Genomic DNA, 17214 nt, shown 5'->3' with positions numbered 1-17214 from the left:
TCCGTCGTCCTGGCACGGTCCATCCGCGAACTCAACGCTTGATCGCGATCAGGGCCTTCACCAGACCGGCCATCCACTCGTAGTGGAGCTCCGAGTCCGGGAAGTAGTGCCGCATCTCGGTCTTGCTGAGCAGTTCGATCTCGGCCACCGAGCGCACCGCGCTCGCCCGGTCCGCCGGGCGGGTGTGCACCAGGGGCCAGCGCCGCACGGTCGCCGCCCGCACCGCCATCGGCATGAACTGCAACCCGGGGAAGACGTAGTGCGGCTCGACGGGGAAGTAGCGGTAGGGCGTCTGCACCCAGTGCCGGTCGGCCAGGTCGTAGACGGCCTCGGCGAAGCTCTCCCGCCTGGCGTGGCCGCCGACGTGCTCGATGACCGCGTTCGAGAAGACCAGGTCGTAGCGGCCGTGGGTGGCGGCGCGCAGATCACAGGCGTCGCCGTTCTCCACGGTCACCCACGGGGGCAGCTCGGCGGGCGGGGTGGAGAGGTTGACGATGTGCACACGTGCGGGCTTGACCGGCGAGCGGAGCCAGGCGCTGGCCGTACCGCCCAGGTCGATGACCGTCATGTCGCCCACGTCGGGGAAGACCCGCGCCAGCCACTGCCAGCGGCGCGCGCGGGCCTTGGCACCCAGGGAGTCAGGAGCGTCCACGAACCTGCTACGCAGGGCGGTCAAACGGCTCATCGGGCATCCATTCTCGGAGTCGAGCAATACACCGGACAGCAGGGTCAGATTTCCTGAACGTTCGCGATGCCTCGCCGTCGTCAGCCGACGGCCCCCGATTCCCCGTTCGCGAGACAGCAGGGAGATACCCCTTGATTCTCATGAACTTCAGGAAGTTTTCCATAGCGGGGATATCCGTCGTTAGTGCATCGTTATAGTGCGCGATCAGGTGACACGCGCGACTCATGAGGCATATAGCGAAATATCACATTTGACCGGATTTACCTGCTGGACATCTCGCCCAAAAATACCAATCGTTCCCTCCTTGCCATCCCGAACAGAAACTTCCTTCCAGGCGCCGCCCCCTCTCTCAATTCGCAAAATTTACGACTATTCGGCCGGTTCTTAATGAGAAACCAGGAACGGTCCAAAAACCATGACCAATGCCATACGGATCACGCCCCTCGTAATACCTCTAAGCATCACGAATAGGCAGCGACCACGCCGACGACGAGACCGGCCAGAGAGACGGCCGTGAGCAGACATCCGACGGCCACGGCCGGGCGCCGGCCACGCCGTACCCGCAGGACGTACAGCAGCGCGTACGGCAGGAAGCCCAGCACCCCGACGCCGAGGAAGGGCAGGGTGAGGGCGGCCAGCACACCCGAGGTGCCGGCCGGGACCGCGCGGTCGCCCTCCGGGGTGAGCCGGGCGCGCCTGACGTCGCCGACCGTCGAGTCGGGCGAGGCGGCGACCTGCACCGTCTCACCGGTACGGTCCAGGACGAAGCTGCCCCGGCAGTCGTAACGCCCCTGCCCCAGAGGCGCGCACGAGACGACCGTCAGGGTTCCCGGGGAGCCGGTCCTCCCCGTGGCGAGCTTGAGATCCTCGACCGCGAAGACGAAGGGCGCCAGGCCGAGCGCCGCCCAGAGGATCATCAGCACGGCCATCCCCACCGGCCCGGGAGTACGCCCCGGCCCCGGCGACGGGGCGGGCTGGAAGGCTTCGGCGAGGTTGTCGAACACGTCATTCATGGGATCAGCGTGGACCACACCGCTTGTGGCCCACCTGACACCGGCTTGCGGACCTCCCGGGCTCGCGGGGCGGGCCTTCAGGACAGGTCGTCGCCCTGTCTCGCCTGCGCCTCCGCGGCGTCCAGCTTGGCGGCCTCCTCCGGAGTCGGGGCGCCGCCACCGAGGTGGCTGGGCTGCCACCACGCGCCCGGCGGGATCTCCGGATAGGTCCGCTGCGCCCGGTCGAGCAGCTCGGCCATCCTCCTGCGCAACTCGGCGGTGACCGCGTCGTAGTCGTCACCGCGCTTGGGCTCCAGCGGTTCGCCGACCAGGACCGTGATCGGCACGTGCCGCTGCAGCAGCCTCCTGGGCCGCCCCTTGGTCCACAGCCGCTGGGTGCCCCACAGGGCCATCGGGATCAGCGGCACCTTCGCGCCGACGGCCATCCTGACAGCGCCGTTCTTGATCTCCTTGACCGTGAAGGACCGGCTGATCGTGGCCTCGGCGAACACCCCGACGACCTCACCCGACTTGAGCGCCTTCAGCGACGCGCCGAACGCGGCGGCACCCGCGGCCCTGTCCACCGGGATGTGGTGCATGCCGCGCATCAGCGGACCCGAGATCCGGTGGTCGAAGACATCCTTCTTCGCCATGAAGCGGACCAGACGCTCGGCGGGCAGGGCCGCCAGGCCCGCGAAGATGAAGTCCAGATAGCTGATGTGGTTGCTGGCGAGCACCGCGCCGCCGGTCCGCGGAATCCGCTCCGCGCCCTCGACATGGATCTTGAGGTCCAGCGCGCGGAACAGGGTCTTCGCCAGCGCGATGACCGGGGGGTACACGATCTCAGCCATGGCTGAACCGTACCTCAGTCCTCCCCCTCCCCCGGTACCCCCGCCCCGCCGAGAGTTCCGCCCCGCCGTGCTTGCCACGACACGGGAGCGGGAAGAGCTAAGGAATGTGAAGAAGCTCATCAACAGCGCCGAAACGGTCGTCACGGACGCGCTGCGCGGGCTGGCGGCCGCCCACCCCGACCTGAGGGTCGACCCCGGCGGCCGGATCGTCTCCCGTGCCTGCGGTCCCACCCCGGGCAAGGTCGGGCTGGTCTCCGGCGGCGGCTCCGGCCACGAGCCGCTGCACGCGGGCTTCGTCGGGTACGGCATGCTCGACGCGGCCTGTCCCGGCGAGATCTTCACCTCCCCGGTGCCCGACCAGATGGTCACCGCGACCGCCGCCGCGAACGGCGGCGCGGGCGTGCTCCACGTCGTGAAGAACTACACCGGCGACGTCCTGAACTTCGAACTGGCCGCCGACCTGTGCGCCGAGGAGGGCGTCGAGATCGCCCGTGTGCTCGTCGACGACGACGTGGCCGTGCGCGACTCCCCGGACACCGCGGGCCGCAGGGGCACCGGCGCGACCGTCTTCGTGGAGAAGATCGCCGGAGCCGCCGCGGAGGGCGGCGCGCCGCTGGCCGAGGTCGCGCGGGTGGCCCGGGAGGTCAACGCCAGGAGCCGCTCCTTCGGCATCGCGCTGGAGGCCTGCACGACTCCCGTCTCGGGCAGGCCGACCTTCGAACTGGGCGAGACCGAGATCGAGCTGGGCGTCGGCATCCACGGCGAGCCCGGACGGTCACGCGCCGCCATGCGCGACGCCCGGGAACTGGCCGCCGTCGCGCTCGACGCCGTCAGTGAGGACATGCCGCTCTCCGGCGACGTCCTGGTCATGGTGAACGGCCTGGGCGGCACGCCGCTCATCGAACTCCACATCGTCTTCGCCGAGATCGCCGAGCGGTTGTCCGGCAGGGGCGCGCGGGTGGCGCGCAGCCTGGTCGGCGACTACGTCACCAGCCTCGACATGCGGGGCTTCTCCGTCACGGCCTGTCTGCTGAGCGAGGACCTCGCCCGCCTGTGGGACGCCCCGGTCCAGACCCCCGCCCTGCGCTGGGGCCGCTGATGGACACCGCCCTCCTCACCCGGTGGATCACCGGGATCGCCGAGACGGTGCGCGCGAACCGGGAACGGCTCACCGAACTGGACGCCGCGATCGGCGACGCCGACCACGGCGTCAACCTCGACCGGGGCTTCGGCGCCGCCGTACAGGCGCTGGCCGAGGAGCCACCGGTCAGCCCCGGCGCCCTGCTCCGTCTGGTGGGCGGCACGCTGATCCGCAGGGTCGGCGGCGCCTCCGGCCCCCTGTACGGCACGGCGTTCCGGGAGGCGGGCAGGCACCTCGGCTCTCTCGGCGACTCTCCCGAGGTGTCCCCCGCCGAACTGGCCCGCGCGCTCAGGGCCGGCCTCGACGGCGTCACGCGGCTGGGGTCGGCGGCGGAGGGCGACAAGACCATGGTGGACGCGCTCGCCCCGGCCGTCAGGGCGCTTGAGTCGGCCACCGCGTCACCCGCCGCCGCCCGAGCCGTCGCCGGAGAGCGGGAGGCGTTCGAGGCGGCGGCCTCGGCCGCCCTCGCGGGAGCGGAGGCCACGATCCCGATGGTGGCCCGTAAGGGCAGGGCCAGCTATCTCGGCCCTCGCAGCGCGGGTCACGAGGACCCCGGCGCCGCCTCCTGCGCGCTCGTGTTCGCCGCCCTGCTCTCGGCCGTGAACGATCCCGGGCAGGGGTAGGGCGCCGATGGTCGGCATCGTCCTCATCTCCCACAGCGGGCCGCTCGCCTCGGAGGTCGCGGCGCTGGCCGCCCAGATCTGCGGCGTCGCCGTACCCCTGGCTCCCGCGGGGGGCGCGTCCGACGGCGGCCTGGGCAACAGCGCCGACCTGGTGGCCGCGGCGATCTCCCGGGTCGACCAGGGGGACGGGGTGATCCTGATCCCCGACCTCGGCGGCTCGGTCCTGACGGCCCGCCTCTTCGAGGCCCCCGGGGTCGTGGTCGCCGACGTGCCGTTCGTCGAGGGCGCCGTCGCGGCGGTCGTCTCAGCGAGCACGGGGGCGTCCCTGCGGGCCGTACTGGCCTCGGCGGAGGAGTCCAGGACCTTCCGCAAGCTCTGAGGCCGGGCTCCGGGCGGCGACCGGCCGAGGCGTCGGGCCCGGCCGTCCGGTGAGGACCCAGGTGGGGGGTCGGGACCTCACCGGACGCGCCTCGCGGGTCCGCCGGACTACTTGACGAGCTTGCCGAGTGCCCCTTCGTACTCCTGGGCGTCCATCGGCATCAGCTCCTTCGAGACCCGCACCACGACCGGGCCCTTCACGTAGCTGTACTCGGCGAGTGTCGGGACCTTCTGCGCGCTCTCCTTCAGGAGGTTGGCGCGCACCTCCGCGTCTCCGGCCGTGGCGAAGACCTCGACGCTGCCGCCGAGGCCCACGTCACCCTGCTTGGCTCCGGGGACCTTGGCGGCGTCGACCCGCTGGTCGGTGAAGGAGGCCTTGGAGGTGTAACCGTTCGGCTTCCCGAGCAACTTGTTCGGGTCGTTGGAGGCGGTGTAGGTCACCGTGAGGGACACGGGCAGCCCCTGTTTGGCCAGCGCCTCGACCATCTGGGTGGCGTTCATGGTGGTGGTCGGAGCGCTCGCGCAACCCGCGAGGGTGAAGATCAGCAACCCGGCGGAAACCGCCGTGCCCGTTCGTCGCTTCTGGGGGGTTTTGAACATACCCCTTTCTTCGTTTGGAGCGCTCTCCTCATTACACGAACGACATCATCGGTTCCATACCGTGTCCTTCCGCGGGAGAGGGCCCCGTCCCGGGGCCGTCCGGGAGAGCGCTCCCCGGCTCGTGACTCACCCGGCCTTCCCGAGGTTCCCGCGGTACTCCTTGGTCAGTTCGAGGAACTCGGCTTCGGAGGCGGCGAACTTCGTGACACCCCTCTTCGGGTCGGTCGTCACGAAGTAGAGCCAGGGCCCGGCGGCCGGCTTCAGGGCGGCCGCGATGGCGTCGGCGCCCGGGTTGCAGATGGGCCCGGGCGGCAGGCCCCGGCGCGCGTAGGTGTTGTACGGCGAGCGGCTCCTGAGATCCTCCTGCGAGGCCTTGGCGCCGTACTTGCCCAGGCCGTACAGGACGGTGCTGTCCAGTTGCAGTCTCAGTCCGGGCGTGTGGTCCAGCCGGTTGTGGACGACCCGCGCGATCTTCGGCATGTCGCGTTTGTCGGCCGACTCGGCCTGGACGATGCTGGCGATGATCAGGATCTCCAGCGGCGTACGGCCGGCGCGCCTGGCGCCGGCCACCAGATCGCCGTCCCCGGCCACGCGGTTGAAGCGCGTCACCATCGCGGCGAGGATCTCGCCGGGGCTCGACGTGGACGGGACCTCGTAGGTTCCGGGGAAGGCGAATCCCTCCAGCGCGCCCCTGGCGTAGGACGGCAGGCCGAGCGCCCCGCCGTCCTTGGCGGCCCGCCAGAACTCCGCCTGCGGTCTTCCGGTGGCGGCCGACAGCCGCTCCAGGACCTGTGAGAGCCGTAGCCCCTCCCGCACGGTCAGGGTGATCCGTCCCCGCCCGGTCTCCACAGACGCCGTGCCCGGACCCTGCCCGGCGGCGTCCCGGGATGAGGACAGGCCCTGGGACACGAGCGTGGACCCCACCGCCATCGCGGTCACGGCCGCCGCCGCGACCAGGGCGAGTCCGCGCCCGCGGGGGCGCCCCCGCCTGACCTGGACGAACCGGTCCGGTGGGGGCGGCTGCTCCTCGTGGGCCATGTCGGAAAGGGTCTCGCGCAGCAGATCCTCGATGTTCATCCGAACTCCCTCACCGTGCTCAGTTCGGGCGCGGCCGCCCTCAGACGTTCCAGCGACCGGTGGATCTGGCTGCGCACCGACCCCACCCTGACGCCGAGCAGTCGTGCGATCTCGGTCTCGGACAGGTCCTCGAAGTAGCGCAGCACGAGGATGGTCCGCTGCCGGGGGGTCAGCCGGGCGAGGGCCTCGCGCATCACCAGGCGGAGATCCGCCGCCTCGGCGTGCCCGTCGCCGATCCGTTCGGGCAGCCATCCGGTGGGCACCTCCGCGATGCGGGAACGGCGCCGCCACCGGCTCACCTGCTCGTGGTACATGACGCGGCGGACATAACCCTCGATGGCCGCGGTGTCCCGCAGACCCCGCCATTTCGCCGCCGTTTTCGCCAGCGCCGACTGCACCAGGTCCTCAGCGGCGTGCCGGTCGCCGGTCAGCAGGTAGGCGGTGCGGAACAGCGCCCCCGATCGATCGATGACGAACTCCCTGAGGTCCGCCTCAAATCCTGGATCCACCCGTCCTCCTCTCGATGTCACCGGACAAGGACGCGGACGGGGCGCCGATCTATGCCGGTGGGACCGGATCGCCCGGTCTAGGCGTCGTCCGAGGTGGTCAGGCGGCGGCTCCGGCGAAGGTGGGCGTGGACGCGCAGGAGGCTGGGGACGAGGGCGTACACCACGGCGGGGACCACGATCGCGGTGAGCGCCAGGGTGCGCAACGGCAGCGGCAGCGACGCGAGGACGGGCCCGATCACGACCTGGACCAGCATGATCATCGCGTAGACCGACAGCCAGGTGATCACGGCGCGGTGGTGCACGGAGGGGACAGCGGACATGACGGTGCCTTTCGCTACACATTTCCAACTCGCTGGTTGGATTTTGTCACGACAGACTCCAACTGTCCAGTTGGAATTTCGGCTATGCTGGCCGCCATGGCGTGGAACACGGAGAGGACACGGCAGCTCCTGCTGGACGCGGCCGTACAGGAGTTCGCCCAGCACGGCCCCGAGGCCGCCCGGCTGGATCGGGTCGCCGCCGCCGCGGGCGTCAACAAGGAACGCATCTACCAGTACTTCGGCAACAAGGAGCAGCTGTTCGCCGCCGTGCTGACCTCGGCGCTGGAACGGCTGGCCGAGGCCGTGCCACTGGACGAGCACCTGGCCGGCGACCTGCCGGAGTACGCCGGGCGCGTCTACGACTACCACCGTGAGCATCCACAGCTCATCCGCCTGCTGCACTGGGAGGGCCTGCACCGCGGCGACGGGCCCATCGCGGCCGAGGAGCGGCGCGGTGCCCACTACGCCGCGAAGCTGGCCACGCTGACCGCCGCCCAGAAGGCGGGCACCCTGAACCCGGACCTCGCGGCCAGGGAACTGCTCTACGCCGTGGTCGCCCTGGCCGGATGGTGGTACGCCACCCCGCAGCTCGCCCGCATGATCATGGCGGAGGGCGCGGAGACCGCCCGGGACACCCTCGTCCGCCTGGTCGCCAAGCTGGCCGGCTGAGGCGGACGTCGTCCTCCCGATCTCCGAGTCGTTCGCGGGTCTCGCCACACTTGGCGGCCCGCCGTGGATCGGCCCCGTCGGTCTCCTCAGGCGAGAGGCCTGCCACCCACAGAGAGCCGATTCACCGGACATCCCGAATCTCGACGTCGCGCCGAGGGCACCCGGCGCGGCGGGGCGCCCGTGGTGCTCAAGCAGGGGCGGCCCTGGTTCGAAGCCGATGAGGACGGCAGGGACGTGCGTGGCCCGCCGCGCGACGAGGAGGCCGTTCTTCGGCACCCCTCTCAGGGAGCCGCGCCCTGCGCGCGGGAGTACGGCCCTCTTGCGGGACGCCGGTGCCTCAGTTGGTGCCTCAGAACGCGAAAAAGGTGCCTCTCATGTGAGAGACACCCTCGCTGACCAGCGAAACCCTGGTCGGGACGACAGGATTTGAACCTGCGACCCCTTGACCCCCAGTCAAGTGCGCTACCAAGCTGCGCTACGTCCCGGTTGTCCTTCGGACACCGTGAACCTTAGCGTAGATCAGCAGCGTGTGCACACGAGCGAGCCGGTGGCCGACGTCGACGGGAAAACCGGGATGTGTAATATCCCGGTTATGTTGATGGGTGAGGGCGTCGAGTGGGGTCTGCACTGCTGTCTGGCCCTGGCGTGGCTGGGAGATCAGGCGCCGGTGTCGACGGGACGGCTGGCCGAGGTGTTCGAGCTGCCGCCCGAGTACCTGAAGAAGCGTCTCCAGCCACTGGTGCGTGCGGGAATCCTGTCCTCCTCGCCGGGGCCGCGCGGCGGCTACTCGCTGGCGCGAACACCTGAGGAGATCAGCCTCATGGACGTGGTGGCCGCGATCGAGGGACGGCAGGACGCGTTCCGCTGCACCGAGATCCGGCAGCGCGGCGCCGGAGCCGAGGCCGCGGGCTCCGAGTTCGCCCGTCCGTGCGGGGTCGCGCAGGCGATGCGCAGGGCGGAACTCGCGTGGCGGCGGGAACTGGCCGCGCAGACCCTGGCGGATCTCATCGCGGTGAGTCCCGCGGCGGCCCCGGCGCGGGTGCGCCGGTTCTGCCAGACCCTTTCCTGACCCCGGTCCTCCGGCACGAGGAGATCCATCGCGCCCGGCCGGTCGGCCGGGCCTCATTGAAAGGTAAATCGGGATGTCAAATGTCTCGATATCGCGACCGGCCGCCCTCGGCGGCCTGGGCCGGACGTGGGTGCTGGCTCTGGGAACGTTCGCGGTGGGCACGGACGCGTTCGTCCTGGCCGGGTTCCTGCCGGACGTCGCCGCCTCGCTGCGCGCCTCGACGGCGGGCGCGGGGCAGGCGGTGACGGTGTTCGCCGCGGCCTACGCGCTCTCGGCGCCGGTGGTCGCGACCGTGTCCGCGCGGCTGCCGCGCCGGGCGCTGCTGGTGGCGGCGCTGGTGCTGCTGGCGGTGGCGAACGCGGGCTCCGCACTGGCGCCGGATCTGCCGTCGCTGCTGGTCACCCGGGTGCTTGCGGCGGTCGGCGCGGCGGCCTACACCCCGACCGCCGGGGCGGTCTCGGCGGCGTTGGTCCGTCCCGAGCTGCGGGCCAGGGCGCTGGCCGTGGTCGTCGGCGGCCTGACGGTGGCGACCGCGCTGGGCGTGCCGCTCGGCGGCGCGATCGGCGCGGTGATGGGCTGGCGGGCCGCCCTGGGCCTGGTGGCGGCGTTGTGCCTGGTGACCGCGCTGGCCGCGGGCGCGTTGACGCCGCCCCTTCCCGGAGGCGTCCCGGTGCCGCTGCGGACCAGGCTGGCGGCGCTGCGCCGGCCCGGGGTCGCCGTGGTGCTGCCGCTGACGGCCCTGGGCATGGCCGCCGCCTACACCGCCTACGCCTTCGCCGTCCCGGCGCTGGGCGCCCTGGGCGTCACCGGCTCCGGCGCCGTGTGGGCACTGTCCGCCTACGGCCTCGGCGCCGTCGCGGGGAACCTGGCCGCCGGTTTCGCCGCCGACCGGATCGGCCCGGTCAGGACGCTGGCCACCGGCTACACGCTGATGGCCGTGACCATGGCCGCCTTCACGCTGCTGGCCGTGACGGGCGTGCGGGCACCCGCCGCGGTCGCCCTGCTGGCCGTCACGTGGGGCGCGGCGAGCTGGTGCCAGACCCCGCCGCAGCAGTACCGGCTGATCGAGGCCGCGACGGCTCAGGCGCCGCTGCTGGTGGCGCTGAACTCATCGGCGATCTATCTCGGCATCAGCACGGGCACGGCGGTCGGCGGGCTGACGATGCCGGCCGGAACGGGGACGACGTTCGCCGTCGCGACGGCGCTGGCGCTGGCCGCGCTCGCCTGGCTGTCCGTGACCGCCGGGGTCACCCGTCGGTGAGGAACGCGAGCCGATCCGGATCTGCCGGCTTCGGGCGCCCGCTCCTCACCTCGGTCCGTGTCCCGCCGCCTCGCCGTCGAACACCCCCGGCCTGGCGCGGCACCCGAACACGAACCGGACAGAGCCCACGAGAGCAAACGCCCGCTCAGAGGACGGCGGTCATGTGCGCCGGTACGGTGGCGGCCTCCGCGAGGCAGGCCTCCTCGCCCGCCTCACGGACGGCGCGCAGGTACCAGGCCAGCAGGGCGTCCAGGGCTCGGGCGCGCTCGGGTTCGGGGTCCTCGGCCCAGGCGCGTTCGAGGGCGTACTCGCGGACCAGGTCGTGGAGGGCGTAGCGGCCCGGTTCGGTCTCCTCGACGAGCCCCGCGGCGGCGAGGCCGTACAGCAGGCGGTCGGCCTCGCCCGGGGGCGTGCCCGCGAGCGCGGCGGCCGCCTCGGCGGTGAAGACGGGCCCCGGGACCATGCCGAGCAGCCGGAACAGACGCCGGGCGGGCGGGTCGAGGTGGCGGTAGGAGCTGTCGAGCGCGCCGCGCGCGATCTCACGCGCCTCCCCGGCGGCGGGCACGGAAAGCCTGGCGCCGGCGAGCCTGCGGGCCCGGCCCGCCGTCTCCCCCACGGGCCCGCCCGCGACGTCGGCCGCGGCGACGCGCAGCGCCAGCGGCAGGTAACCGCAGGCCCTGGCCAGTTCCCCGGCCGCCTCGGGCTCCGCCGACAACCGTTCGCCGCCCGGGAGTTTGCCGAACAGGGTGACCGCCTCGTCCGAGGCGAGCACGCCGAGCGGGACCGGGACCGCGCCGTCCCTGGCGACGAGGCCCGCCAGGTGTTCCCTGCTGGTGACCACCGTGGCGCAGCGCCTGCCGCCGGGCAGGAGGGGACGGACCTGCTCCACACTGCCCGCGTTGTCCAGCACGACCAGCACCCTGCGGTCGGCGAGCAGGCTGCGGTAGACCGCGCCCGCCTCCTCCACGGTGCCGGGCACGCGCTCGGCGGGAACGCCCAGCGCGCGCAGGAACCGTCCGAGGACCTCGATCGGGCGCAGCGGCCGTCGCGGTGAGTGACCGTGCAGGTCGACGTAGAGCTGCCCGTCGGGGAAGCGGGAGCGGGTCCGGTGCGCCCAGTGGACGGCCAGGGCGGTCTTGCCGACGCCGCTCGTGCCGGTCACCAGCGAGATCGCCACCGTGTCGTCACCGGTCACGACCGAGTCCAGCAGGGTCAGTTCGGCGGCGCGGCCGGTGAACTGGCCGGGTTCCGCGGGCAGCTGGGCGGGGACCGCGTCCGCCTCGGCGGACGGCAGAAGAACGGTCCCGGTCCCGCGTACGGTGCCGCGCAGGATCGTCTGGTGCAGTTGCCGCAGCTCAGGGCCGGGGTCGAGGCCGAGTTCCTCGACGAGACGGCGCCGGGTGCGTTCGTATCGCTCCAAGGCGTCGGCCCTGCGGCCCGCCCGGCACAGGGCCAGCATGAGCAGGCCGACCAGTCCCTCCCTGAAGGGGTGCTCGGCCACGAGCGCGATCAGTTCGGGGATCAGCACCGTGGCGTGGCCCGCGCGCGCCTCGGCGTTCAGGCACTCCTCGGTGGCGGCCAGCCGTTCCTCGGTGAGGGTCTCGCGCAGCCCGTCGAGCAGCTCACCTCCGGAGACTCCGGTCAGGGGCTCCCCCCGCCACAGCGCGATGGCGCGCCGCAGGGCGACGGCCTGCGCCTCGTCGGTGTCGAGAGAGCGTGCCCTGGTGACCGAAATCCGGAACTCGTGGACGTCCACCTGTTCGGCCGCGAGTTCGAGAAGGTAGCCCTGCGGCGCGTAGGCGATCGTGACGCCCATCCCGGCGAGGGCCGGCCGCAGCCGCGAGACGTATCCCTGGACCAGGCCCCGCGCCCCCGCCGGTGCCCGCTCCCCCCATAAACCTCTGATCAGCCGTTCCATCGGGACCGTACGGCCCGCCTCCAGTGCGAGCAGGGCCAGCACCGCTCGCTGCCGAGGCGGGCCGAGGGGGACCTCCCGGCATTCGCAACGCGCCTGGACCGCTCCGAGCAGCCCGATTTTCAGAACGTGCCCCAGGCACCTTTCTGACATTTCGCTCTCCGTCTGTCACATCGTTGTCACAGGCAGCCATGCGAGAAACACGAGATGTAGTCCAGCCGAAATCCAGGCCGCATCAAGTCCACATCCAGCGCTCCTCGACAGCATGAACGCGATCCCTCGAATTCACTGCAAAACACCATTTGGCGTGTTAACTCAGAAAGAGGCAAGAGTGCCTTATTCGCATCCCGACGTGATAAGGGCGTTCGCGGACGCGGCCGAACGGTATCCGGAACGGCTCGCGACGGCGGACAACGGTCACCCCCTCACCTACGCCGAGCTCGCCGCGTGGGTCCGCGCGACGGCCGGGCGGCTCGGCCCCCGCCCCGGGACGGTCGGGGTGGTCGCCTCGCACTCGGCGGCGACCGTGGCCGCCCTGCTCGGCGTCCTGGCCGCGGGCGGCACGTACTGCCCCGTCGACCCGGCGCACCCGGAGCCCAGGCGGCGGGCGCTGCTGGCGGCGAGCGGGTGCCGCCTGCTGCTCACCCCCGACCCGGACGCGCCCGCACCGCCGGGAGTGCGCGCGCTCGCCCTCCCCTCTCCCGGGGAGGCCGTACCGGGGGCCGTGCCCGGGACGGGGGGCACCGCAGACGCCGACGACCCGGCGTACGTCCTGTTCACCTCCGGCTCAACGGGGGCGCCGAAGCCCGTGGTGACCCCGCGCGGGGCCGTCTCCACCGTGACCGGTGAGCTGCGGACCCTGTTCGGGCTGACCCCCGAGGACCGGGTGCTGCAGTTCGCGTCGCCGAACTGGGACACCTGCCTGGAGGAGATCCTGCCCGCGCTCACCACGGGGGCGGCGCTGGTCTTCGACGAGCGGGCCCACTCGGGCTCCTTCCCCCGGCTGCTACGGATGATCGAGACCGAGCGGATCACCCTGCTCGACCTCCCCTCGGCGTTCTGGCACGAGCTGGTGCGCCACCTGACCGAGGAGCGGGCCGTGCTGCCGGCCTGCGTGCGGACGGTCGTCATCGGCGGGGAGGCCGTCAGCCCCGTACGGCTCGCCGACTGGTGCGCGCTCGGCACCGACGGGATCCGGCTGGTCAACACCTACGGGTGCACGGAGACCACGCTCATCACCCACGCCGTCGACCTGCACGGCCCGCTCGCGCCCCGCAGGGACCGGCCGTGGACGGCGGGGGAACGGGTCCCGATCGGGCGCCCCCTGCCCCATGTCCGCCAGCACGTCACCGGGGACGGCGAACTGCTCGTCGGCGGCCCCTCGCTGGCGCTCGGCTACCGCGACCTGCCCGAGGCGACCGCGGAACGGTTCGCCGAGGCGGACCTGGGCGAGGGCCCCGAGCGCTGCTTCCGCACCGGCGACCGGGTGAGCCGGGCCGAAGACGGGACGCTCGTCCACGAGGGACGGCTCGACCACGAGCTCAAGGTCCGTGGTGTCCGGGTCGATCCGGGCGAGGTGGAGGCCCAGATCTCCGGCCACCCGAGGGTGGGCGCGGTGGCGGTCGCGGGCGCGACCGTCGCCGACCACACGACGCTCGCCGCCTACGTCGTGCCCCGCTCGCCCGCCGACGCCCCGACGCTCGCCGGAGACGTCCTGGACTATCTGCGCGACCGGGTGCCCGGTCATCTGGTGCCCAGCCGGATCACCGTCGTTCCCGAACTCGCCTATACGGCCAGCGGAAAGGTCGATCGAGCGGGTTCGCACCGGCGATACGCGTCCTCAGCCAATTGAAGGAGCAATGCATTCCATGAACGTAGACGCCATCTCCGACATATTCCGGCGTGTGCTGGAAAATGACGATGTAAGGGCCGATTCTGACTTTTTCGTCATGGGTGGAGACTCGCTACTCGCCACCCGTGTGCTGAGCGCGGTCGCCCGGTCCTGGGGGGTCGAGCTGGACTTCGACGACTTCATGACCGCCCCGACGCCGGACGCCCTGGCCAAGAAGATCGCGAGCATGGCATGAGCGTCGTCGTGGTCGGGGCGGGCCTGGCCGGGCTCACCGCCGCGACCGACCTGGCCGCGCGGGGCGTCGAGGTCACCGTCGTCGAGGCACGCGAACGGGTCGGCGGCCGTGTCCACGGCGTCGAGGCCGCCCCCGGCAGCTGGATCGACGCGGGCGCCGCCTACCTGGGGGAACGGCACACCGCGCTGACCGCCCTGATGGCGCAGGTGGGCCTGCGGACCACGCCGACCGCCATGACCGGCGACAGCCGCTTCGCGCTCGGCGACGACGGCGACGGCCGTACCAGGCCCGGACGGTTCCCTCCGTTGTCGGCGGTCGCGCTCGGCGAGCTGTTCGACGCGCTGGACGAGCTGACCCGCGCGGTGCGCGCCGACGCGCCCTGGCTGTCGGCGGACGCCGTACGGCTGGACGCGACGACCGCGGACGAGTGGGCGCGTGAGCACCTGCGTCACCCCGACGCGCGGCTGTTCTTCCCGCTGTTCCTCGGGGAGATGATGGCCGCCGACCCCCGGGACGTCTCGGTCCTGCACATGGGGTTCTACCTGCGCTCGGGCGGCGGGGTCCGCTATCTCAACGCCTTCGCCGGCGGCGCGCAGGAGGACCGCGTCGCCGGTGGCGCGCACCGGCTGTGCGAACTGCTGGCCGGACGGCTCGGCGACCGGGTACGGCTCGGCGAGCCGGTCCGCGCCGTCCACCAGGACGACGAGGGCGTGACGGTGACGACCACGGCCGGTTCGCTGCGGGCCCGCGCCGTGGTGGTCGCGGTGCCGCCGTCGCTCGCCGACGCCGTCGACCACCACCCCGCGCTGCCGGTCCCCCGCTCCGGCGGGCGTACGGCGCCCGGCTGCGCGGTCAAGGTGCACCTGGTCTATCCGAGCCCGGCCTGGCGCGAATGGGGCCTGTCCGGCTGGTCGGTCAACGCGCGCGGGCCGCTGCTGTCCACGGTCGACGACTCGCCGCCCGACGGCGCGATCGGCGTGCTGACCGGTTTCGTGACCGGCAGGCAGGCGCACGACTTCGCCCGGCTGTCCCCCGGCGAGCAACGCGCGCGGGCGTTCGAGCAGGCTGCGCGGCTGTTCCCCGGGCTGCCGGAGCCGACCGGCTTCCACGTGACCGACTGGGTCAACGAGGACTACAGCCGGGGGTGCTACGCGGCCCTGTTCGGCCCCGGGGACTGGACACGGCTCGGCCCGCACCTGGTCACCCCGCACGGACGGGTGCACTGGGCCGGCACCGAGACGAGCACGGAGTTCTTCGGCCTGATGGAGGGTGCCATCCGGTCGGGTCACCGCGTCGCCGCAGAAGTGATCACGACTTACGACAGGAGAGACGAGCATGTCTGAGACCACCTCGATCGCCCCCCTGGAGGTCCGGCGGAGGCTGATGACCGAGCCGGGACTCGGCGCGGGCAACTTCCTGGACCACGCCCTGGCCGCCAACCCCAACCGGGACGTCCCCTTCGTCTACAGCCACCACGACGACCACCTCGGCCGGGTCGTGTTACGCGGCCACAGCCTGACCGACCTGGCGGCGCTGCGGGACCGCTACGCCGGGTGGTACCGGGCCAACGGCGTACGGCCCGGCGAGCCGGTCGGCGTCGTGGTCGGCGAGGGGCTCCAACCCCTCATCCACTTCCTGGCGCTCACCTCCCTCGGCGCCGTCCCGGCGATGGTCAACGACGCCATGCGGCCCGACATCATGGCCGGCTACCTCGCTCACGTGGGGGCCGTCGGCGTCGTCGCCGACGACACGACCCGGCTGCAGGCCGCCTACCGGAACAACCCGCGGGAGCGGCCCAGGTTCGTCGCGCCGTCCTCCGAGGTGCGGGCCCACGACGCGGGCTCCGGCACGCCTGCCGGCGAGCCCTACCGGCACGCCCCCGACGACGTCGTCGGGCTGATCCACTCCTCCGGCACCACCGGCGTCCCCAAGTCGACGATCCTGGGTCACCTGCAGTTCTGGGACGGCAAACAGCCGAGGATGGTGCGTTTCCCCGCCGAGCCGTACGACAGGCTGATGTCGCTCATGCCGCACACCCACGCGGGCGGGCTGAGCTACTTCCTCACCGCGGTGCTGCTCGGGCTGCCGACCGTCGTCATGTCGGACTGGCGGCGCGTGGCCGTCGAACCGGTCATGGAGGCCTTCCAGCCGACGATGCTGGCCTCCTTCCCCAGGACGTTCGTCGAACTGGCCACCGGCGACCTGCCCGTCAAGGGCGCCGCCAAGGTGCACTCCTGGTTCAACACCGGCGACAGCGCGCACCACGGGCACATCAGGCGCCTGGTACGGCTCGGCGAACGGCCCGCGGGCCTGATCAAGCCGTGGCTGCTGCCCGGCGGGGCCGCCTCCGACGGGCCGCTGCCCGGCTCCCAGTTCGTCGACGGCCTCGGCTCCTCGGAGATGGGGATGGCGCTGTTCGGCCAGGTCACCACGCCGGAGACACCGAGGAACGACCGCTGCGTCGGCAAGGCGCAGGAGGCCGTGACCCGCGCGGCGGTGCTGGACGAGGACGGTGAGGAGGTACCCGACGGCACCGTCGGCCTGCTGGCGGTCATCACCCCCTCCAGGACCCCCGGCTACTGGAACGACCCGAAGCTGACCGGAAGCTTCGAGCTCAACGGCTACTGGCTGACCGGGGACGTGGCCCGCAGGGACGGCGAGGGCAACTTCTACCACCTCGACCGGACCATGGACGTCATCGACACCGTGGACGGCCCCGTCTACAGCCTGCCGGTCGAGGAGGTCCTCATCGCCGACTGCGCCGACCTCGTCCAGGACTGCTCGGTCATCGGCGTGCCGGGACGGCCCGGCGAGGGACAGCGCCCGATCGCCGTGGTCGTCCTCCAGGCGGAGGCAGGCGACGTCACCGCCGACGAGGTGCGGGAACGCGCCAACAAGGCCCTCGCGGAGGCGGGCCTGGCCACGCTCGCCGCGGTGGTCGTCGCGCGGGACGAGGCGGACGTACCGCTCGGCCCGACCGGCAAGGTGCTCAAGCGCGAACTGCGCACCCGGCACGCGACGCTGCTGGCCGGGTGAT

At 72.2% G+C, this 17214-nt stretch carries 18 protein-coding genes and 1 tRNA gene; 10 read left to right on the top strand and 9 right to left on the bottom strand.

Translation table 11 applies throughout. The features are described from left to right. Positions 1 to 31 precede the first annotated feature (31 nt). The 3 genes from ACIBVQ_RS03975 to ACIBVQ_RS03965 form a co-directional block, all read right to left on the bottom strand. Complete coding sequence (locus ACIBVQ_RS03975) at positions 32 to 685, bottom strand: class I SAM-dependent methyltransferase (protein ID WP_352009142.1); 654 nt, start codon at positions 683 to 685, stop codon at positions 32 to 34. A gap of 461 nt (positions 686 to 1146) precedes the next feature. Beyond that, positions 1147 to 1698: a hypothetical protein gene (locus ACIBVQ_RS03970; RefSeq protein ID WP_352009141.1), complete on the bottom strand. Its 552-nt coding sequence runs from the start codon at positions 1696 to 1698 to the stop codon at positions 1147 to 1149. A 77-nt stretch (positions 1699 to 1775) separates the two neighbouring features. Further along, positions 1776 to 2528 (bottom strand): lysophospholipid acyltransferase family protein, encoded by a 753-nt coding sequence (locus ACIBVQ_RS03965; RefSeq protein WP_362771649.1) that lies wholly within the window; start codon positions 2526 to 2528, stop codon positions 1776 to 1778. A 106-nt stretch (positions 2529 to 2634) separates the two neighbouring features. On the opposite strand from ACIBVQ_RS03965, the gene dhaK reads away from it, so the two are divergent. From dhaK to ACIBVQ_RS03950, 3 genes are read left to right on the top strand one after another with little or no spacing between them, the layout of a single operon-like run. Then, on the top strand, positions 2635 to 3627 hold the full coding sequence (dhaK, locus tag ACIBVQ_RS03960; RefSeq protein WP_399175423.1) for a dihydroxyacetone kinase subunit DhaK: 993 nt from the start codon (positions 2635 to 2637) through the stop codon (positions 3625 to 3627). Next, the gene (dhaL, locus tag ACIBVQ_RS03955; RefSeq protein ID WP_362916397.1) at positions 3627 to 4292 is read left to right on the top strand and encodes a dihydroxyacetone kinase subunit DhaL; all 666 of its coding nucleotides are present in this window, start codon (positions 3627 to 3629) and stop codon (positions 4290 to 4292) included. Before dhaK ends, dhaL begins: the two co-directional genes overlap by 1 nt. A 7-nt stretch (positions 4293 to 4299) precedes the next feature. After that, positions 4300 to 4671, top strand: a complete 372-nt coding sequence (locus ACIBVQ_RS03950) for a PTS-dependent dihydroxyacetone kinase phosphotransferase subunit DhaM (RefSeq protein ID WP_399175420.1) — start codon at positions 4300 to 4302, stop codon at positions 4669 to 4671. A 107-nt stretch (positions 4672 to 4778) separates the two neighbouring features. Here ACIBVQ_RS03950 and ACIBVQ_RS03945 read toward each other — a convergent pair whose 3' ends face one another. The 4 genes from ACIBVQ_RS03945 to ACIBVQ_RS03930 all read right to left on the bottom strand — a co-directional run bounded on the left by ACIBVQ_RS03945 (position 4779) and on the right by ACIBVQ_RS03930 (position 7176). Further along, positions 4779 to 5270, bottom strand: a complete 492-nt coding sequence (locus tag ACIBVQ_RS03945) for a hypothetical protein (protein WP_352009136.1) — start codon at positions 5268 to 5270, stop codon at positions 4779 to 4781. A 126-nt stretch (positions 5271 to 5396) separates the two neighbouring features. Beyond that, positions 5397 to 6347, bottom strand: a complete 951-nt coding sequence (mltG, locus tag ACIBVQ_RS03940) for an endolytic transglycosylase MltG (RefSeq protein ID WP_399175417.1) — start codon at positions 6345 to 6347, stop codon at positions 5397 to 5399. After that, a complete protein-coding gene (locus ACIBVQ_RS03935; protein WP_352009134.1) occupies positions 6344 to 6856 on the bottom strand; it encodes a SigE family RNA polymerase sigma factor in 513 nt (170 codons plus the stop codon). The genes mltG and ACIBVQ_RS03935 overlap by 4 nt, the downstream gene beginning before the upstream one ends. 77 nt (positions 6857 to 6933) lie before the next feature. Further along, positions 6934 to 7176 carry a hypothetical protein gene (locus tag ACIBVQ_RS03930; protein WP_399175415.1) on the bottom strand — a complete coding sequence of 81 codons (243 nt, stop codon included), beginning with the start codon at positions 7174 to 7176 and terminating at the stop codon, positions 6934 to 6936. A 96-nt stretch (positions 7177 to 7272) separates the two neighbouring features. Between ACIBVQ_RS03930 and ACIBVQ_RS03925 the strand changes: the two genes are divergently transcribed. Beyond that, entirely contained in the window at positions 7273 to 7845 is a 573-nt protein-coding gene (locus tag ACIBVQ_RS03925; protein ID WP_399175413.1) for a TetR family transcriptional regulator, read from the top strand. Positions 7846 to 8253: 408 nt separating this feature from the next. Here the strand turns inward: ACIBVQ_RS03925 and ACIBVQ_RS03920 are convergent. Next, positions 8254 to 8330: transfer RNA gene (locus tag ACIBVQ_RS03920), tRNA-Pro, on the bottom strand. 107 nt (positions 8331 to 8437) lie between these two features. On the opposite strand from ACIBVQ_RS03920, the gene ACIBVQ_RS03915 reads away from it, so the two are divergent. Continuing rightward, positions 8438 to 8914 (top strand): Rrf2 family transcriptional regulator, encoded by a 477-nt coding sequence (locus tag ACIBVQ_RS03915; RefSeq protein ID WP_362771639.1) that lies wholly within the window; start codon positions 8438 to 8440, stop codon positions 8912 to 8914. Between the two features lie 73 nt (positions 8915 to 8987). After that, the gene (locus ACIBVQ_RS03910) at positions 8988 to 10175 is read left to right on the top strand and encodes an MFS transporter (protein ID WP_399175411.1); all 1188 of its coding nucleotides are present in this window, start codon (positions 8988 to 8990) and stop codon (positions 10173 to 10175) included. 145 nt (positions 10176 to 10320) lie between these two features. Here the strand turns inward: ACIBVQ_RS03910 and ACIBVQ_RS03905 are convergent, their stop codons facing one another. Next, positions 10321 to 12243 (bottom strand): AfsR/SARP family transcriptional regulator, encoded by a 1923-nt coding sequence (locus ACIBVQ_RS03905; RefSeq protein ID WP_362916409.1) that lies wholly within the window; start codon positions 12241 to 12243, stop codon positions 10321 to 10323. Positions 12244 to 12421: 178 nt separating this feature from the next. On the opposite strand from ACIBVQ_RS03905, the gene ACIBVQ_RS03900 reads away from it, so the two are divergent. Genes ACIBVQ_RS03900 through ACIBVQ_RS03885 form a run of 4 tightly spaced genes read left to right on the top strand, consistent with a single transcriptional unit; the run spans position 12422 to position 17213 of the window. Next, on the top strand, positions 12422 to 13942 hold the full coding sequence (locus ACIBVQ_RS03900; protein WP_399175408.1) for an amino acid adenylation domain-containing protein: 1521 nt from the start codon (positions 12422 to 12424) through the stop codon (positions 13940 to 13942). A gap of 7 nt (positions 13943 to 13949) precedes the next feature. Beyond that, positions 13950 to 14177 (top strand): phosphopantetheine-binding protein, encoded by a 228-nt coding sequence (locus tag ACIBVQ_RS03895; protein ID WP_352009127.1) that lies wholly within the window; start codon positions 13950 to 13952, stop codon positions 14175 to 14177. Then, a complete protein-coding gene (locus tag ACIBVQ_RS03890; protein ID WP_399175406.1) occupies positions 14174 to 15520 on the top strand; it encodes a flavin monoamine oxidase family protein in 1347 nt (448 codons plus the stop codon). The genes ACIBVQ_RS03895 and ACIBVQ_RS03890 overlap by 4 nt, the downstream gene beginning before the upstream one ends. Beyond that, positions 15513 to 17213: a class I adenylate-forming enzyme family protein gene (locus ACIBVQ_RS03885; protein WP_399175404.1), complete on the top strand. Its 1701-nt coding sequence runs from the start codon at positions 15513 to 15515 to the stop codon at positions 17211 to 17213. The genes ACIBVQ_RS03890 and ACIBVQ_RS03885 overlap by 8 nt, the downstream gene beginning before the upstream one ends. Position 17214: the final 1 nt, after the last annotated feature.

It is taken from the genome of Streptosporangium sp. NPDC049376, from assembly GCF_044466505.1.
Taxonomy (GTDB): Bacteria; Actinomycetota; Actinomycetes; order Streptosporangiales; family Streptosporangiaceae; genus Streptosporangium.
Note: the sequence above shows the minus strand (reverse complement) of the source record. Positions and strands in the feature narration are given on the sequence as shown.

What these genes read in the sequence shown, in the direction of transcription:
- ACIBVQ_RS03890 (WP_399175406.1), top strand. Translation starts at nt 14,174, where the DNA reads ATGAGCGTCGTCGTGGTCGGGGCGGGCCTGGCCGGGCTCACCGCCGCG.
- ACIBVQ_RS03945 (WP_352009136.1), bottom strand. Translation starts at nt 5,270, where the DNA reads ATGTTCAAAACCCCCCAGAAGCGACGAACGGGCACGGCGGTTTCCGCC.
- ACIBVQ_RS03965 (WP_362771649.1), bottom strand. Translation starts at nt 2,528, where the DNA reads ATGGCTGAGATCGTGTACCCCCCGGTCATCGCGCTGGCGAAGACCCTG.
- ACIBVQ_RS03925 (WP_399175413.1), top strand. Translation starts at nt 7,273, where the DNA reads ATGGCGTGGAACACGGAGAGGACACGGCAGCTCCTGCTGGACGCGGCC.
- ACIBVQ_RS03885 (WP_399175404.1), top strand. Translation starts at nt 15,513, where the DNA reads ATGTCTGAGACCACCTCGATCGCCCCCCTGGAGGTCCGGCGGAGGCTG.
- dhaL (WP_362916397.1), top strand. Translation starts at nt 3,627, where the DNA reads ATGGACACCGCCCTCCTCACCCGGTGGATCACCGGGATCGCCGAGACG.
- ACIBVQ_RS03930 (WP_399175415.1), bottom strand. Translation starts at nt 7,176, where the DNA reads ATGTCCGCTGTCCCCTCCGTGCACCACCGCGCCGTGATCACCTGGCTG.
- ACIBVQ_RS03970 (WP_352009141.1), bottom strand. Translation starts at nt 1,698, where the DNA reads ATGAATGACGTGTTCGACAACCTCGCCGAAGCCTTCCAGCCCGCCCCG.
- ACIBVQ_RS03910 (WP_399175411.1), top strand. Translation starts at nt 8,988, where the DNA reads ATGTCAAATGTCTCGATATCGCGACCGGCCGCCCTCGGCGGCCTGGGC.
- ACIBVQ_RS03915 (WP_362771639.1), top strand. Translation starts at nt 8,438, where the DNA reads ATGTTGATGGGTGAGGGCGTCGAGTGGGGTCTGCACTGCTGTCTGGCC.
- ACIBVQ_RS03895 (WP_352009127.1), top strand. Translation starts at nt 13,950, where the DNA reads ATGCATTCCATGAACGTAGACGCCATCTCCGACATATTCCGGCGTGTG.
- ACIBVQ_RS03905 (WP_362916409.1), bottom strand. Translation starts at nt 12,243, where the DNA reads ATGTCAGAAAGGTGCCTGGGGCACGTTCTGAAAATCGGGCTGCTCGGA.
- ACIBVQ_RS03975 (WP_352009142.1), bottom strand. Translation starts at nt 685, where the DNA reads ATGAGCCGTTTGACCGCCCTGCGTAGCAGGTTCGTGGACGCTCCTGAC.
- ACIBVQ_RS03950 (WP_399175420.1), top strand. Translation starts at nt 4,300, where the DNA reads ATGGTCGGCATCGTCCTCATCTCCCACAGCGGGCCGCTCGCCTCGGAG.
- mltG (WP_399175417.1), bottom strand. Translation starts at nt 6,347, where the DNA reads ATGAACATCGAGGATCTGCTGCGCGAGACCCTTTCCGACATGGCCCAC.